The organism is Streptomyces sp. NPDC046308 (genome assembly GCF_055588065.1).
This window is the reverse complement of the sequence record NZ_JBVJFB010000003.1, coordinates 150,603-166,202: the sequence shown is the minus strand read 5'-3', so window position 1 is coordinate 166,202 and position 15,600 is coordinate 150,603. Positions and strand designations below refer to the sequence as shown.

The window sequence follows — 15,600 nt, the reverse complement described above, 5'->3', positions numbered from 1 at the left end:
CACGAGTCACACACGCCGGGCCGGCTTCCCCCTGCTGGGGAGGCCGGCCCGCGGTGCGTTCCGTCGCAGGTCAGACGGCCGAACGGCCGGGCGGTCAGAAGGTCTGCAGCGTCACCAGGGTGATCCGCAGGCCCGCGCCCTCGCCGTCCGTCTCGATCCGCACGCGCTGCCCGGGCCGCAGCAGACGCAGGCCGCCCGCGTCGAAGGCCGGGGCCTCGAAGGGCACCGGGGTGCCGTCGTCCAGCAGCACACTGCCGCTGCGGGTCTGGGAGTCGTACGTGTACGCGGTCGCCTGCATACCGGCACTGTATCGGGCCGTGTGACGCCCCACACCGAGGGCGAGCGCCGTCCGCAGGTCCGCCGCCGTGTCCACGTCCCGGCGCACGCTGTCGACGTCCGCCAGAGCGATTTCCACCGCCCCCGAGGCCGAATGCCTGGCCCGTGACGGCCCGCCGAAGGAGGGGGCCAATTCCACGTCCGGCGCAGCGGAAAGCAAGGTCGTCCCGATTCCGGCCGCATCCGCCAGAAATGCCCGAGGAAATACCGAGGCGTTTTCGAGCACGCGTAGCAATTCGGGGGGCCGCAGCGCCGGCAGATCGGCGTTCATCGCGGCCACCGAGGCGCCGGGCCGCCCCGACCGCACCGCCCGCGCCCCGTGGGCCAGCGCCGCGTTGAGCCCGGCCGCCGGGGCGTCCGGCACGATCCGCGCGCCCAGCCGGGACAGTTCCGCGCCGGCCGCCGCGTCGTCCGTGACGACCACCACATCCGCGACCGCCGCGCAGGCCAGGGCCCCCGCGACGGTGTCCTGCGCGAAGGCCAGCGCGAGCCCCGGGCGGGAGGCGCCCACGGCCGCCGCGAGACGGCTCTTGGCCACCGCCAGAGGCTTCAGCGGGACCACCAGACTCCAGACGGCGTTCGTGACGGACCCCTTCCCCCGCGGTGCGCTCCGGCCCAACCCCGGACCATGGTCAGGTCATGGCGGGGTCATGTGTCGGCCCATTGTCGCCTCCGCCCGGGCGACCCGGGAGCCCGGTGGCGTGAGCGGGGCGTACGGTGTTCTCGACAGAGACCGGCCCCAGGGCGACACTTGTCCCGGCCGACGAGGTGCCCAGACTCCCCAGTCGACGCTGGGAGGTACCCGCCCACCGGTCCAGAGGAAAGGTGTCCGAGTGTCCCGCCGCAGAATCGGCTTCTGGTACCGCCTGGCGGCGGTCATCGCAAAACCGCCGCTGGTAGTGCTCTTCAAGCGGGACTGGCGGGGAATGGAGCACATTCCGGCCGAGGGCGGCTTTATCACCGCCGTCAATCACAACTCGTATCTGGACCCGCTCTCCTACGCGCACTTCCAGTACAACACCGGCCGAGTGCCCCGATTGCTCGCGAAGGCCGCCCTCTTCAAGGTCCCTATTGTCGGGTCGATCCTGCGCGGCTCCGGCCAGATCCCCGTCTACCGGGAGAGCACCAACGCCCTGGACGCATTCCGGGCCGCGGTGGACGCCATCGAGCGCGGCGAATGCGTGGCCTTTTACCCGGAAGGCACCCTCACCCGCGACCCCGACATGTGGCCGATGGCCGGCAAGACCGGCGCCGCCCGCGTCGCGCTCATCACCAAGGCGCCCGTCATTCCGGTGGCCCAGTGGGGCGCGAACCTCGCGATGCCGCCGTACGCCAAGGAGAACAAGGTCCGGCTCTTCCCGCGCAAGACCCTCCAGGTGCTCGCCGGACCCCCGGTGGACCTCTCCGCCTTCTACGACCGCGACCCCACCCCGGACGTGCTCAAGGAGGTCACCGAGGTCATCATGGCCGCCATCACCGCGCTGCTGGAGGAGGTGCGGGGAGAGACCGCGCCCGAGCAGCCGTACGACCATCGCAACGCCAGGGCGGAACAGCGGCGCAAGGCCGCAGGGGAGGGCAAGAAGTGACACGTCCCGTGAAGGCGACCGTCTTCGGAACAGGCTCCTGGGGCACGGCCTTCGCCATCGTGCTCGCCGACGCCGGATGCGAGGTGACCCTCTGGGGCCGCCGGCAGGAGGTGGTCGACGCCATCAACACCGGCCGGACCAACCCGGACTACTTCCCCGACGTCGAACTCCCCTCGAACCTCCGGGCCACCACCGACCCGGCCGAGGCCGCCGCCGGCGCCGACTTCACCGTCCTCGCCGTCCCCTCCCAGACCCTGCGCGACAACCTCGCCGTCTGGACGCCCCTGCTGGCCCCCGACACGGTGCTCGTCTCCCTCATGAAGGGCATCGAACTCGGCACCGCCAAGCGGATGAGCGAGGTCATCGAGGAGGTGGCCAAGGTCCCCGCCGAGCGCATCGCCGTCGTCACCGGCCCCAACCTGGCCGCCGAGATCGCCGCCCGCCAGCCCGCCGCCTCGGTCGTCGCCTGCGTGGACGAGACCGTGGCGCAGCGCCTCCAGGCCGCCTGCCACACCCCGTACTTCCGCCCGTACACGAGCACCGACGTCACCGGCTGCGAGCTCGGCGGCGCCGTCAAGAACGTCATCGGCCTCGCCGTCGGCATCGCGGACGGCATGGGCCTGGGCGACAACACCAAGGGCTCGCTCATCACCCGCGGACTCGCCGAAGCCACCCGGCTGGGCATCGCGATGGGCGCCGACCCGCTCACCTTCTCCGGCCTCGCGGGCCTCGGCGACCTGGTCGCCACCTGCTCGTCGCCGCTCTCCCGGAACCACACCTTCGGCACCAACCTCGGCCGCGGGATGACCCTGGAGGAGACCATCGCGGTCACCAAGCAGACCGCCGAGGGCGTCAAGTCCTGCCAGTCGGTGGCCGATCTGGCCCGCCGCCACGGGGTCGACATGCCCATCACCGACACCGTGGTGGACATCGTCCACCACGGCAAGCCGACCCTGGTCGCGCTGAAGGAACTCATGAGCCGCAGCGCCAAACCGGAACGTCGCTGACTCCATTCCGGACGCATGAGCGGGTACTCTCGTGGCGATATGAGCAGCGAGAACCTCCCCCAGACCCCTGAGCAGCAGGGCCGCAAGCCCCGCGTGGCCGTCGTGTTCGGCGGCCGCAGCTCGGAACACGCCATCTCGGTCGTCACGGCGGGCGCCGTGCTGCGCTCCATCGACCGGTCCAAGTACGAGGTGCTGCCCATCGGCATCACCACGGACGGCCGATGGGCGCTGACCGCCGACGAGCCCGAGCGGATGGCCATCGCCGACCGCCGGCTCCCGAGCGTCGAGGAGCTCGCCGACTCCGAGGACGGCGCCGTCGTGCTCTCGGTCGACCCCGCGAGCCGCCAGGTCGTCTACACCGAGCCGGGCGCCGTCCCGAAGGCCCTCGGCGAGGTCGACGTCGTCTTCCCCGTCCTGCACGGCCCCTACGGCGAGGACGGCACCCTCCAGGGCCTCCTGGAGCTGTCCGGGATCCCGTACGTCGGCTCGGGCGTCCTCGCCTCGGCCGTCGGCCAGGACAAGGACTACATGAAGCGGGTGTTCACCTCCTTCGGGCTGCGCGTCGGTCCGTACGTGACCATCCGCCCGCGCGAGTGGGAAGCGGACCGGGACGCCGCCAGGGCGAAGATCCTGGACTTCGCCACCGAGCACGGCTGGCCCCTGTTCATCAAGCCCGCCCGGGCCGGCTCCTCCATCGGCATCACCAAGGTCGACGACGAATCCGGCCTGGACGCCGCCGTCAAGGAGGCCCGGCGCCACGACCCGAAGATCATCGTGGAGGCGCTGCTGCGCGGCCGCGAGATCGAGTGCGGGGTCCTGGAGTTCGAGGACGGTCCGCGCGCCAGCGTGCCCGCCGAGATCCCCCCGGTCTCCAGCCACGACTTCTACGACTTCGAGGCGAAGTACATCGACTCCGCCTCCGGGATCGTGCCCGCCCCGCTCACCCCGGAGCAGACCGCCGAGGTGCGCCGGCTCGCGATCGAGGCCTTCGAGGCCGCGTCCTGCGAGGGCCTGGTGCGCGCCGACTTCTTCCTCACCGAGGACGGCACCTTCGTCATCAACGAGATCAACACGATGCCCGGCTTCACGCCGATCTCGATGTACCCGCTGATGTGGCAGAAGACGGGCGTCGCCTACCCGGAGCTGGTGGACCGCCTGATCCAGGCCGCCCTGACCCGCTCCACCGGGCTGCGCTAGGCAAGCACGCGAAGACTCGACGACCGCCCGCCGGGATGCCCGGCGGGCGGTCGCTGTGAGTCGGAGCGGTCCTCCGGCCGGGGCCGGCGGGGAGCAGCGGGATCAGTACGAGGAGAAGCCCAGGGGAACCGTCCTGGAGATCGCCGCGGACAGCCCGACCAGCATCCCCGCGTCCGTGGCATGCTCCTTGTCGACCAGGACCTCCGTGTACGCCTTCCGCATCCCGGAGACGAAACGGAACCCCCCGTCGGACTGCTTGTCCAGCAGCCAGGCGACGTCGTTGACGTGGACGCCCTCCTGCTTCTCGTCCAGCATCTCGGGGGGCTTGGGGACGCCGCACCGCAGTACGATCGCCGAGCCGCCCCACGCGGCCGTCAGAGCGGACTCCGGATCGGTCCGGGTCCGCTCCAGACCGGCCACCGTCTCCGGAAGCTCCTCGTGCAGCGCCGCACAGAGCTCCCCGATGGCGGCGGGCGGCGTGGGCGGCGGATCCACCCGGGCCTCGGAATCGCCCGGTGAGCACGCCGCGAGGCCCAGCAGGGCCAGCGCGGCGGGCAGGGCCAGGACACGGAGGGGCCGGCGGTGAGTGGTCATCACCGGCCAAGAGTAGACGGGGGCTACAGATGGACCACCGGGCAGGTCAAGGTGCGGGTGATCCCCTCCACCTGCTGGACCCTGGCCACGACCATGCGGCCGAGCTCGTCCACGGTGTCGGCCTGGGCGCGCACGATCACGTCGTACGGGCCGGTCACGTCCTCGGCCTGGATCACCCCCGGGATCTGGCCGATGGACTCGGCGACGAACGACGCCTTGCCCACCTCGGTCTGGATAAGGATGTACGCCTGTACCACGGAACCTCCAGGGCGGCCACGAGGATCATTTCCCCTAACCTTCGGGTGGGCCCCACACGCTCGACAGGGCCGGGGGAAGAAGGGACGCCACGGTACCGCGTCGCCGTGCGCCGCGGGGAGACCTGCGGGCCCGGCGCCACGCACGGCGGGGCGTACGGAGACCAGAAGTTGACGTATCTGTTGACGGTACCCAGAGCTGTGACGGCTCGCGACCGCAAGCGGACTGGCCAAGAAGGGGCACAGCGATGAAGGGCACTGTGGGCGAGCTGGGGGAGTTCGGGCTGATCAGGGAGCTCACCTCACGGCTCACCACCACCCCGGCGGTCCGGCTCGGACCGGGCGACGACGCCGCGGTGGTGTCGGCCCCCGACCGGAGGGTCGTCGCGAGCACCGACATCCTCCTCGAGGGCCGGCACTTCCGGCGTGACTGGTCCACCGCCTACGACGTCGGCCGCAAGGCCGCCGCGCAGAACCTCGCCGACATCGCCGCCATGGGCGCGGTGCCGACCGCGCTCCTGCTCGGCCTCGTCGTCCCCGCCGAACTCCCGGTCACCTGGCCCACCGAGCTGATGGACGGCATCCGCGACGAGTGCCAGGTCGCCGGCGCGGCCGTGGTCGGCGGGGACGTGGTCCGCGGCGACGTCATCACCGTCGCCATCACCGCCCTCGGCGACCTGCGCAACCACGAGCCCGTGCTGCGCTCCGGCGCCCAGCCCGGCGACGTCGTCGCCGTCACCGGCTGGCTGGGCTGGTCCGCCGCCGGCTTCGCCGTGCTCTCGCGCGGCTTCCGCTCCCCGCGGGCGTTCGTGGAGGCCCACCGGCGCCCCGAACCGCCCTACCACGCCGGTCCCGCGGCCGCCGGGCTCGGCGCCACCGCCATGACCGACGTCAGCGACGGCCTGATCGCCGACCTCGGGCACATCGCCGAGGCCAGCAAGGTACGGATCGACCTGCACTCGGGGGCCGTCGACATCCCGACCCAGATGCACGACATCGGGCAGGCCGTCGGCGTGGACCCGCTGCAGTGGGTGCTCACCGGGGGAGAGGACCACGCGATCGTGGCGACCTTCCCGCCCGACGTGAAGCTCCCCGCCCGCTGGAAGGTCATCGGCGAGGTCCTGAACCGCTCCGCGCTGCCCCAGGTGACCGTGGACGGGGCGCCCTGGACCAGCACCGGCGGCTGGGACCACTTCGGGGCCGACCCGGCCGCCCAGGACGGCGCGCCGTGAGCACGGCCCCGCCACTGTGCCTGACCGTCGCCGGATCCGACTCCGGCGGTGGCGCGGGCATCCAGGCCGACCTCAAGACGATGCTCGCCCTCGGCGTGCACGGCATGAGCGTCGTGACGGCCGTGACGGCACAGAACTCACGCGGGGTACAGGGAGCCTGGGAGCTGCCCGCCGAGGCCGTCACGGCCCAGTACCGGGCCGTCGTGGACGACATCGGCGTCCAGGCCGTGAAGACCGGGATGCTGTCCTCGGCCCTGCTGGTGGAGACGGTGGCGGCGCTGCTCGCCGACACCCCCGCCCCGGCCGTCGTGGACCCCGTGGGCGTCTCCAAGCACGGGGACGCGCTGCTCGCCGTCTCCGCGCTGGACGCCGTACGCACGGAGCTGCTGCCGCGGGCCACCGTGGCCACGCCCAACCTGGACGAGGTGGCGCAGCTCACGGGCGTGCGGGTGGAGACCGAGGAGGACATGCGGCGGGCCGCCGACGCGATCCTCGGCTTCGGGCCCCGGTGGGCGCTGATCAAGGGCGGACACCTCGCGGCGCACGGCGACGAGGCGGTGGACCTGCTCACCGACGGCACCGAGGAGCGGTGGCTGCGCGCCCCCCGCCACGACAACCGGCACACCCACGGCACGGGCTGCACCCTCGCCAGCGCGATCGCGGCGGGCCTGGCCAAGGGCCTGGCCGTCCCGGAGGCGGTCACCGCCGCCAAGGAGTACGTCACGGGCGCCATCGCCGCCGGCTTCGCGCTCGGCGGGGGCATCGGCCCGGTGGATCACGCCTGGCGGTGCCGCTGAGCCCCGCCGGACAAGGCAAAAGGCCGGTTCACCAGAGGTGAACCGGCCTTTTTGGCAACCGGAAAGGGCTGCGCTACGACGGGAGGCGTCAGCGCGAGACCTTGCCGGCCTTGATGCACGAGGTGCAGGCGTTGAGGCGCTTCGGCGTCCCATTGACCACGGCACGGACGCGCTGGATGTTCGGGTTCCAGCGACGCGAGGTGCGGCGGTGCGAGTGGGAGATGTTGTTGCCGAAGCTCGGCCCCTTGGCGCAAACGTCGCAGTTGGCAGCCACAGGTCACTCCAAGACTTCAGATGCAATTACAGTGAAACCGGCGCACCGGAATCAGAGATCTGAAGTGGTTTGCCGGGGAATGGCCCGACTCTCGTCGGGCAACCGGAGCAGCATACAACGACTGCGTCCGTCCAAGAAAACTACCATGACCGCCGATGCCCCCGCCCCGCGCTCCGGACGTCCGGGCCGACCTTGGCTACCCTGCGGTGAACCCTGGCCCGCACGAGGAGGAACGCCCGGTGCCGCACCAGCCGCAGCCGCAGGCCCCTGACGAGCTCGACGCCGAAGCGGTGCGCACCTGGAGCTCGCTGGCCCTGGCCGCACTGGGCCGGGCCCGCGAGGACATCGACGCGATCAACGTCTACCCGGTCGCCGACGCGGACACCGGGACCAACCTCTACCTCACCGCCGAATCCGCCGACCGCGCGCTGGACGACGCCTTCACCAAGGTGACCGAGGGCACACCGCCCGCCTCGCTGGCCCACGCCGTACGGGCCTGGGCGCACGGCGCGCTCGTCGGGGCCCGGGGGAACTCCGGGACGATCCTGGCCCAGCTGCTGCGCGGAGTGGCCGACGTACTCGGCGCCGAGCCCGGGCCGGCCGGGGCCGCGGAGACCGGCTCCGGCGCGCTGCTGGCGCAGGCCCTGACCCGGGCCGCCGAGGAGGCGTACGCCGCCGTCTCGCACCCGGTGGAGGGCACCATGCTCACCGTCGCCGGCGCCGCCGCCCGGGCCGGCGAGGCCGCCGGAGCCGCCGCCGGGACCGCGGCCGACGTGGCCCGCGCCGCCTACGACGGGGCCCGCGCCGCCCTGGCCGAGACGCCCGGGCAGCTCGCCGCACTCGGCCGGGCCGGGGTGGTCGACGCCGGGGGCTGCGGGCTGGTCGCCGTACTCGGGGCGCTGTGGCAGGCGCTGTCCGGGCAGGAACCGGCCGCCGAACCCGTACGCGGCCGGGCGGTTCCCGTGCCGCAGCCCGCCGACCCCTGCGCCCAGGACGAGGAGGGGCCCGCGTACGAGGTCATCTACCTCCTGGAGGCCTCCGAGGCGGCGGTCGGCGAACTGCGCGAACGCCTCGACGGACTCGGCGACTCCCTGGTCGTGGTCGGCGGCGACGGGCTGTGGAACGTCCACGTGCACGTCGACGACCCCGGCGCTGCCGTCGAGGCCGGAGTCGTCGCCGGAAGGCCGTACCGGATACGGATCACGCACTTCGGGGACGAGCGGCGCCGGGGGCGCGGCGAGCGCGCCCAGCGGGCCGTGGTCGCCGTGGTCCCCGGCGAGGGACTGGCCGGGCTGTGCGGGGAGGCGGGAGCCACCGCCGTGCTCGTGCGCTCCGGAGAGGTCCCCGCCGTCCCCGAACTGCTCGACGCCGTCCGCCGGGCCCACGCCCGCGAGGTGGTCCTGCTGCCGGGCGGCGCCGAGCTGCGCGCCGCCGCGGCCGCCGCGGCCGAACAGGCCCGCGCCGAGGGGGTGCGGGTGGCCGTGATCCCCACCCGCTCCGCGGTCCAGGTGCTGGCCGCCCTCGCCGTGCACGACCCGGACGGCAGCTTCGACGAGGACGTGGTCGCGATGACGGCGGCGGCCGGCGCCACCCGGTACGGGGAACTGGCCGTCGCCGAACGGCAGTCCTTCACCTCCGCCGGCATCTGCCAGGCCGGCGACGTGCTCGGCCTCATCGACGGGGACGTCGCCGTGATCGGCGCGGACCTGGCCGAGACCGCCGAGGCGGTTCTGGAACGCATGCTCGGCTCCGGCGGCGAACTCGTCACCCTGGTCCTCGGACCCGAGGTGGCGGACGCGCTCGCCGAGCGCCTGGAGGCGTACGTCCAGCACGGCCACCTGGCCGTGGACACCGTGACCTACCGGGGCGGCCGGTACTCGGCGCCGCTCCTCATCGGGGTGGAATAGCGGGCTTGTCAGCGCCATGGTGTGCAATGGAACACGTGCCCGCGCTCGACGAAGACCTCAAGAAGACGCTCGGACCCGCCACCGCCAAGGTGCTGGCCGAGCAGCTCGGCCTGCACACGGCCCTGGACCTGCTCCACCACTACCCGCGGCGGTACGCCGAGCGCGGTGAGCTGACCTCGCTGGCCGAGCTCGCCGACCAGATCGACGAGCACGTGACCGTCGTCGCGCAGGTCGCCGACGCCCGGATCCTCACCTTCAACGGGGGCCGCGGCAAGCGCCTGGAGGTGACCATCACCGACGGCAGCGGCCGCCTCCAGCTGGTCTTCTTCGGCGCCGGCGTCCACAAGCCGCACAAGGACCTGCTGCCCGGCAGCCGCGCGATGTTCGCCGGCAAGGTCTCCAAGTTCAACCACAAGCTCCAGCTCGCCCACCCCGCGTACGAGCCGCTCGGCGCGGACGCCTCCGACCGGGACGCCGCCACCGCCTTCGCGAGCCAGCTCATCCCGATCTACCCGGCCTGCGCGAAGCTGGAGTCCTGGAAGATCGCCAAATGCGTGGACGCGGTGCTGCCCAGCGCCCGGGAGGTGGTGGACCCGCTGCCGCCCGCCCTGCGCGAGGGCCGCGGGCTGGTCCCGCTCACCGAGGCCCTGCTGAAGATCCACCGGCCCGCCACCAAGGCCGACATCGAGGACGCCCGCATGCGCCTGAAGTGGGACGAGGCCTTCGTCCTCCAGGTCGCCCTCGCCCGCCGCCGTCACGCCGACGCCCAGCTCCCGGCGGTCCCCCGCCGTCCCGCGCCCGGCGGCCTCCTCGACTCCTTCGACGCGAAGCTCCCCTTCACCCTCACCGACGGTCAGCGCACCGTCTCGAAGGAGATCTTCGACGACCTCGCCACCAGCCACCCCATGCACCGCCTCCTCCAGGGCGAGGTCGGAAGCGGAAAGACGATGGTGGCCCTGCGGGCCATGCTGGCCGTCGTGGACTGCGGCGGGCAGGCGGCGATGCTCGCGCCCACCGAGGTCCTCGCGCAGCAGCACCACCGGTCCATCGTCGAGATGATGGGCGAGCTCGCCGAGGGCGGCATGCTCGGCGGCTCCGACCAGGGCACCAAGGTCGTGCTCCTCACCGGGTCGATGGGGATGCCCGCGCGCCGCCAGGCCCTGCTGGACCTGGTCACCGGCGAGGCCGGGATCGTGATCGGCACGCACGCGCTGATCGAGGACAAGGTGCAGTTCCACGACCTCGGGCTGGTGGTGGTGGACGAACAGCACCGCTTCGGCGTGGAGCAGCGCGACGCCCTCCGGTCCAAGGGGAAGCAGCCCCCGCACCTGCTGGTGATGACCGCGACCCCGATCCCGCGCACGGTCGCCATGACCGTCTTCGGCGACCTGGAGACCTCCGTCCTCGACCAGCTGCCCGCCGGGCGCTCGCCGATCGCCACCCACGTGGTGCCCGCCAAGGACAAGCCGCACTTCCTCGCCCGCGCCTGGGAACGGGTCCGCGAGGAAGTCGACAAGGGCCACCAGGCGTACGTGGTGTGCCCGCGCATCGGCGACGGCGAGGACGAGCCCAAGAAGAAGGCGGCCGAGGAGGACGGGGACAAGCGGCCCCCGCTGGCCGTGCTGGAGATCGCCGAGCAGCTCGCCCGCGGCCCGCTCGCCGGGCTGTCCGTGGAGGTGCTGCACGGCCGGATGGACCCGGCCGACAAGGACGACGTCATGCGGCGCTTCGCCGCGGGCGAGGTCAAGGTGCTCGTCGCGACCACCGTCATCGAGGTCGGTGTGAACGTCCCGAACTCCACCGTCATGGTGATCATGGACGCGGACCGGTTCGGCGTCTCCCAGCTCCACCAGCTGCGCGGCCGCGTCGGCCGCGGCTCCGCGCCCGGACTGTGCCTGCTGGTCAGCGAGATGCACGAGGCCAGCCCCGCCCGGGCCCGGCTGGCCGCCGTCGCCGCCACCCTCGACGGCTTCGAGCTCTCCCGCATCGACCTGGAGCAGCGCCGGGAGGGCGACGTGCTCGGCCAGGCCCAGTCGGGCGTGCGCTCCTCGCTGCGCATGCTCGCCGTCATCGAGGACGAGGAGGTCATCGCCCAGGCCCGCGAGGAGGCCACCCGCGTCGTCGCCGAAGACCCCGCGCTGGAGCGGCTGCCGGGCCTGCGGACCGCGCTGGACGCCCTGCTCGACACCGAGCGCGAGCAGTACCTGGAGAAGGGCTGAGCGGCACGACCTATCGTTGGAGTGCCGCGGCAGCCCCGCGGCGCCCCCTACCGCCGGACCGAAGGACCCCAGATGACCCGCGTGATCGCCGGCAGCGCCGGCGGGCGACGGCTGGCCGTGCCCCCCGGCACCGGCACCCGCCCGACCTCGGACCGGATGCGCGAAGGCCTCTTCTCCACCTGGGAGTCGCTGCACGGCGTGGAGGGGGCGCGGGTGCTCGACCTGTACGGCGGCTCCGGCGCCGTCGGCCTGGAATCGCTCTCCCGGGGCGCGGCCCACACCCTGCTCGTCGAGTCCGACGCCAAGGCCGCCAAGGCGATCCGGGACAACATCAGGACGCTGGGCCTGCCCGGCGCGGAGTTCCGCGCGGGCAAGGCGGAGCAGATCGTGGCGGCCAGGGCCGCCGGGGACCCGTACGACATCGTCTTCCTGGACCCGCCGTACGCCGTGGACAGCGCCGACCTGCGGGAGATCCTCCTCACACTCCGGTCCAATGGCTGGATCACCGGCGATGCGCTCGTCACCGTGGAGCGCAGCACCAGGAGTGGTGCCTTCCCGTGGCCCGAGGGCTTCGAGCCGCTCCGGTCGCGCAAGTACGGCGAGGGCACTCTGTGGTACGGCCGCGCCGCCTTCACCAGCGAAGACTCATGAACGAGGGAGTTCAGTTGCGCCGCGCCGTCTGTCCGGGGTCCTTCGATCCCATCCACAACGGACACCTCGACATCATCGGACGCGCCTCCCGGCTCTACGACGTCGTGCACGTTGCCGTGATGATCAACAAGTCGAAGCAGAGCCTGTTCACCGTCGAGGAGCGGATCGAGCTGATCCGCGAGGCGACCGCCGGCTACGGCAACATCCAGGTCGAGTCCTTCCACGGCCTCCTCGTCGACTTCTGCAAGCAGCGCGACATCCCGGCCATCGTCAAGGGCCTGCGCGCGGTCAGCGACTTCGACTACGAGCTCCAGATGGCGCAGATGAACATGGGCCTGTCGGGCGTCGAGACGCTGTTCGTCCCGACCATCCCCACCTACAGCTTCCTGTCCTCCTCGCTGGTCAAGGAGGTCGCGGCCTGGGGAGGCGACGTCGCCCACCTGCTGCCGGCGCACGTGCACGCGGCCCTTCTGGAGCGGCTGCGCAACCGCTGACCGACTGACGGGCCGTCAGGCAGTGTCGGGCGCCCGCCCGGTGGCCTTACAGTCGTCCCGTCCGTCTCAGGAACCGCCCGAGGCCGAGAGAGTGCGAGCCCCCATGGACGTGCAGAAGAAGCTCGACGAGATCGTCGCGGCCGTCGGCGGCGCCCGGTCCATGCCCATGTCGGCCTCCTGCGTGATCAACCGCGCAGAGCTGCTCGCCCAGCTCGAAGAGGTGCGCCAGGCGCTCCCCGGCTCGCTCGCGCAGGCTCAGGAGCTCATCGGCGGGCGTGAGCAGATGGTCGAGGAGGCCCGCCGGGAGGCGGAGCGGATCATCGACGCCGCCCACAACCAGCGCGGTTCGCTGATCTCCGACACCGAGATCGCGCGGCGCTCCCAGGCCGAGGCGGACCGGATCCTCGAGGAGGCCCGCCGCGAGGCCGAGGAGATCCGGGCGGAGGCCGACGACTACGTCGACAGCAAGCTGGCCAACTTCGAGGTCGTGCTGACCAAGACCATCGGTTCGGTGGACCGCGGCCGGGAGAAGCTGCTGGGCCGCGGCCCTGGCCTGGACGATCAGGGCTACCGGGACCCCGACTACGACGAGGCGCCCGAGCGCAGCCACGACCCCGAGACGCAGCGGCAGCAGGCGGACGCGTACGTGGACACGAAGCTGGCGACCTTCGAGGCGGTGCTGACCAAGACCCTGGAGGCCGTGGGCCGCGGCCGCCAGAAGCTGCTGGGCCGGGTCCCGTCGGACGACCTGGGCGTGCACATGGCCGCCCAGGACGCGTCCGGCGGCCAGGCCTCGCGCTCCGCGAGCGACTCGGACTTCCTGGCGGGCCTGGCCGAGCCGGAGCCGCCGCACGCGCCGGCGCCGATCCCGGCCCAGGCCGAGCCCGTGTACGACTCGTACGCCTACCAGCAGCCCGCCGCCCAGCAGCAGGACGCGTACTCCTACCAGGACCCGTACGGCGGCTACCAGCAGCAGCCCGACCCCTACGCGGCCTACCAGCAGCAGCCGGACCCCTATGCCGCGTACCAGCAGCAGCCGCAGGCGCAGCAGCCCTCGCTCGACGAGACCAGCCTCTTCGACACGAGCATGATCAACCTGGACCAGCTGCGCCAGTACGAACAGGGCCGCTAGCACCGGATTGGGCGCTGGGCGTCGCGCCGGGTATCCTGGCTCTTCGGTCGCGCGTATGCACCGCGATCCGTGCTGCCCTTACGTGCGGCTAACTAGCAGCATTCTTTGATCTTCAGCGATCTGTGAAAGCAGGAACGGCCCTGAATACCCGCCTCGACCACCGCAACCCGCTCGTGTTCGACACGCACGAGCTGGGTCGGCGTCCTGGTGCCATGCAGCGGCTGTCCCGTGAGATCGCGGCACCGGCGGACCTCGGTCTCGCCGGCGTCATCTGGGTGCCGGAAGGCAGCCCGCTGAAGCTCAAGCTCCGCCTGGAGTCGGTCATGGAAGGGGTGCTTGTCACAGGCACCGCCCGTGCATCGGCCGTGGGGGAGTGCGTAAGGTGTCTGGAGTCCGTCGAGCGCGAGCTCAAGGCGGACTTCCAGGAGATGTTCTCGTACCCTGACGCCGACGACCGGAGCCGCTCCAAGGCGGAACCGGCCGACGACGCCGAGGACGACGAGGACACGCTCTTCCTCGAGGACGGTTTGTTCGACCTCGAACCCGTGCTGCGCGACGTGGTGGTGCTCGCACTGCCGCTGCAGCCGGTGTGCCGGGAGGACTGTCTCGGACTGTGCCCCGACTGCGGGCTCAGCCTGAACGACGACCCGGACCACCACCATGACGCCGTCGACATCCGTTGGGCGGCATTGCAAGGACTCGTCGTGACCGATCAGGACGACGAGAAGGACAACATGAGCGGCACTGCCTCTGACGGAGTTCAGGGCGCCGCCGAGAAGCAGGAGAAGTAGCCGTGGCTGTTCCGAAGCGGAAGATGTCGCGCAGCAACACGCGCCACCGCCGGTCGCAGTGGAAGGCTGCGGTCCCCACCCTGGTTTCGTGCGAGCGTTGCCAGGAGCCGAAGCTCCAGCACATTGCGTGCCCGAGCTGCGGCACCTACAACAAGCGCCAGGTCCTCGAGGTCTGAGCGGCTGGTGAGAGGCGCAATGTCTGAGCTGTCCAACGCTGAGAAGCAGGCAGACAGTAACAACGCGGCCTCGTCCCACACGCTTCTGGAAGGGCGGCTCGGGTATCAACTCGAGTCCGCCCTTCTGGTGCGTGCACTGACCCACCGCTCGTACGCGTACGAGAACGGCGGTCTGCCCACCAACGAACGCCTGGAGTTCCTCGGGGACTCCGTGTTGGGCCTGGTGGTCACGGACACGCTGTACACGACCCACCCCGATCTTCCCGAAGGCCAGCTGGCCAAGCTTCGGGCCGCGGTGGTCAACTCGCGCGCACTGGCGGAGGTCGGGCGCGGCCTCGACCTCGGCTCCTTCATCCGGCTCGGCCGGGGTGAAGAGGGCACGGGCGGCCGGGACAAGGCCTCCATCCTCGCGGACACCCTTGAAGCGGTGATCGGCGCGGTCTACCTCGACCAGGGCCTCGACGCGGCCTCGGAGCTGGTTCACCGGCTCTTCGACCCGCTCATCGAGAAGTCCTCGAACCTCGGGGCCGGCCTGGACTGGAAGACCAGTCTCCAGGAGCTCACGGCGGCCGAAGGTCTTGGCGTACCGGAATATCTGGTCACCGAGACCGGTCCGGACCACGAGAAGACCTTCACTGCTGCCGCTCGCGTCGGTGGTGTCTCGTACGGCACCGGCACCGGCCGCAGCAAGAAGGAAGCGGAGCAGCAAGCCGCGGAGTCCGCCTGGCGCGGCATCCGCACCGCGGCGGACGAGCGGATCGCGGCGGCTGCCGCGGCCGCCGCCGCTCCGGCCGAGGTCCCGGCTCCGGCCGTGGCCGAGGACGGCGGGGTGCCGACGCCCGCCGATCCGGCGCCGGACGCCTGACCCTTCCTTCCGGAAGTGCCCGCCCGCCCCTGCCGCGCAGGGGCGGGCGATTCCGTTGACAGGGGGCCGGTACGCTCGCCGGGAGCGT

General features: G+C 72.0%; 16 protein-coding genes and 1 pseudogene. 13 read left to right on the top strand and 4 right to left on the bottom strand.

Translation table 11 applies throughout. The features are described from left to right. Positions 1-298 precede the first annotated feature (298 nt). Positions 299-955, bottom strand: a pseudogene (gene cofC, locus ACZ6JT_RS14595) (2-phospho-L-lactate guanylyltransferase); the annotation flags it as partial. Positions 956-1,169: 214 nt separating this feature from the next. On the opposite strand from cofC, the gene ACZ6JT_RS14590 reads away from it, so the two are divergent. From ACZ6JT_RS14590 to ACZ6JT_RS14580, 3 genes are read left to right on the top strand one after another with little or no spacing between them, the layout of a single operon-like run. Continuing rightward, positions 1,170-1,922 (top strand): lysophospholipid acyltransferase family protein, encoded by a 753-nt coding sequence (locus tag ACZ6JT_RS14590; RefSeq protein ID WP_469209882.1) that lies wholly within the window; start codon positions 1,170-1,172, stop codon positions 1,920-1,922. Next, positions 1,919-2,929: an NAD(P)H-dependent glycerol-3-phosphate dehydrogenase gene (locus tag ACZ6JT_RS14585; RefSeq protein ID WP_469209880.1), complete on the top strand. Its 1,011-nt coding sequence runs from the start codon at positions 1,919-1,921 to the stop codon at positions 2,927-2,929. The genes ACZ6JT_RS14590 and ACZ6JT_RS14585 overlap by 4 nt, the downstream gene beginning before the upstream one ends. Before the next feature lie 39 nt (positions 2,930-2,968). Further along, the gene (locus ACZ6JT_RS14580) at positions 2,969-4,126 is read left to right on the top strand and encodes a D-alanine--D-alanine ligase family protein (RefSeq protein WP_469209878.1); all 1,158 of its coding nucleotides are present in this window, start codon (positions 2,969-2,971) and stop codon (positions 4,124-4,126) included. A 102-nt stretch (positions 4,127-4,228) separates the two neighbouring features. Here the strand turns inward: ACZ6JT_RS14580 and ACZ6JT_RS14575 are convergent, their stop codons facing one another. Continuing rightward, complete coding sequence (locus ACZ6JT_RS14575) at positions 4,229-4,720, bottom strand: DUF3515 domain-containing protein (protein ID WP_469210693.1); 492 nt, start codon at positions 4,718-4,720, stop codon at positions 4,229-4,231. A 23-nt stretch (positions 4,721-4,743) separates the two neighbouring features. Continuing rightward, positions 4,744-4,977 carry an Lrp/AsnC family transcriptional regulator gene (locus ACZ6JT_RS14570; RefSeq protein ID WP_469209876.1) on the bottom strand — a complete coding sequence of 78 codons (234 nt, stop codon included), beginning with the start codon at positions 4,975-4,977 and terminating at the stop codon, positions 4,744-4,746. 245 nt (positions 4,978-5,222) lie between these two features. Here ACZ6JT_RS14570 and ACZ6JT_RS14565 point away from each other — a divergent pair, with 245 nt between their 5' ends. Further along, positions 5,223-6,206, top strand: coding sequence for a thiamine-phosphate kinase (locus ACZ6JT_RS14565; protein ID WP_030708470.1), 984 nt, complete (start codon positions 5,223-5,225; stop codon positions 6,204-6,206). After that, complete coding sequence (thiD, locus tag ACZ6JT_RS14560) at positions 6,203-7,003, top strand: bifunctional hydroxymethylpyrimidine kinase/phosphomethylpyrimidine kinase (protein ID WP_469209874.1); 801 nt, start codon at positions 6,203-6,205, stop codon at positions 7,001-7,003. The genes ACZ6JT_RS14565 and thiD overlap by 4 nt, the downstream gene beginning before the upstream one ends. An 88-nt stretch (positions 7,004-7,091) precedes the next feature. Here the strand turns inward: thiD and rpmB are convergent, their stop codons facing one another. Next, positions 7,092-7,277, bottom strand: a complete 186-nt coding sequence (gene rpmB / locus ACZ6JT_RS14555; RefSeq protein ID WP_007266795.1) for a 50S ribosomal protein L28 — start codon at positions 7,275-7,277, stop codon at positions 7,092-7,094. 155 nt (positions 7,278-7,432) lie between these two features. On the opposite strand from rpmB, the gene ACZ6JT_RS14550 reads away from it, so the two are divergent. The 8 genes from ACZ6JT_RS14550 (at position 7,433) to rnc (ending at position 15,512) form a co-directional block, all read left to right on the top strand. Beyond that, positions 7,433-9,184: a DAK2 domain-containing protein gene (locus ACZ6JT_RS14550; RefSeq protein ID WP_469209873.1), complete on the top strand. Its 1,752-nt coding sequence runs from the start codon at positions 7,433-7,435 to the stop codon at positions 9,182-9,184. A 26-nt stretch (positions 9,185-9,210) separates the two neighbouring features. After that, complete coding sequence (gene recG / locus ACZ6JT_RS14545; protein ID WP_469209871.1) at positions 9,211-11,403, top strand: ATP-dependent DNA helicase RecG; 2,193 nt, start codon at positions 9,211-9,213, stop codon at positions 11,401-11,403. Between the two features lie 72 nt (positions 11,404-11,475). Then, positions 11,476-12,054 carry a 16S rRNA (guanine(966)-N(2))-methyltransferase RsmD gene (rsmD, locus tag ACZ6JT_RS14540; protein WP_365469753.1) on the top strand — a complete coding sequence of 193 codons (579 nt, stop codon included), beginning with the start codon at positions 11,476-11,478 and terminating at the stop codon, positions 12,052-12,054. Positions 12,055-12,068: 14 nt separating this feature from the next. Continuing rightward, positions 12,069-12,548 (top strand): pantetheine-phosphate adenylyltransferase, encoded by a 480-nt coding sequence (coaD, locus tag ACZ6JT_RS14535; protein WP_365470141.1) that lies wholly within the window; start codon positions 12,069-12,071, stop codon positions 12,546-12,548. Positions 12,549-12,651: 103 nt separating this feature from the next. Beyond that, a complete protein-coding gene (locus ACZ6JT_RS14530) occupies positions 12,652-13,680 on the top strand; it encodes an ATP synthase subunit B family protein (protein WP_469209869.1) in 1,029 nt (342 codons plus the stop codon). A 122-nt stretch (positions 13,681-13,802) separates the two neighbouring features. After that, a complete protein-coding gene (locus ACZ6JT_RS14525; protein ID WP_351287722.1) occupies positions 13,803-14,471 on the top strand; it encodes a YceD family protein in 669 nt (222 codons plus the stop codon). A gap of 2 nt (positions 14,472-14,473) precedes the next feature. Continuing rightward, positions 14,474-14,647 (top strand): 50S ribosomal protein L32, encoded by a 174-nt coding sequence (gene rpmF, locus ACZ6JT_RS14520; protein WP_003965982.1) that lies wholly within the window; start codon positions 14,474-14,476, stop codon positions 14,645-14,647. Positions 14,648-14,666: 19 nt separating this feature from the next. After that, positions 14,667-15,512, top strand: coding sequence for a ribonuclease III (gene rnc, locus ACZ6JT_RS14515; RefSeq protein ID WP_469209868.1), 846 nt, complete (start codon positions 14,667-14,669; stop codon positions 15,510-15,512). The last annotated feature ends 88 nt before the right edge of the window (positions 15,513-15,600 follow it).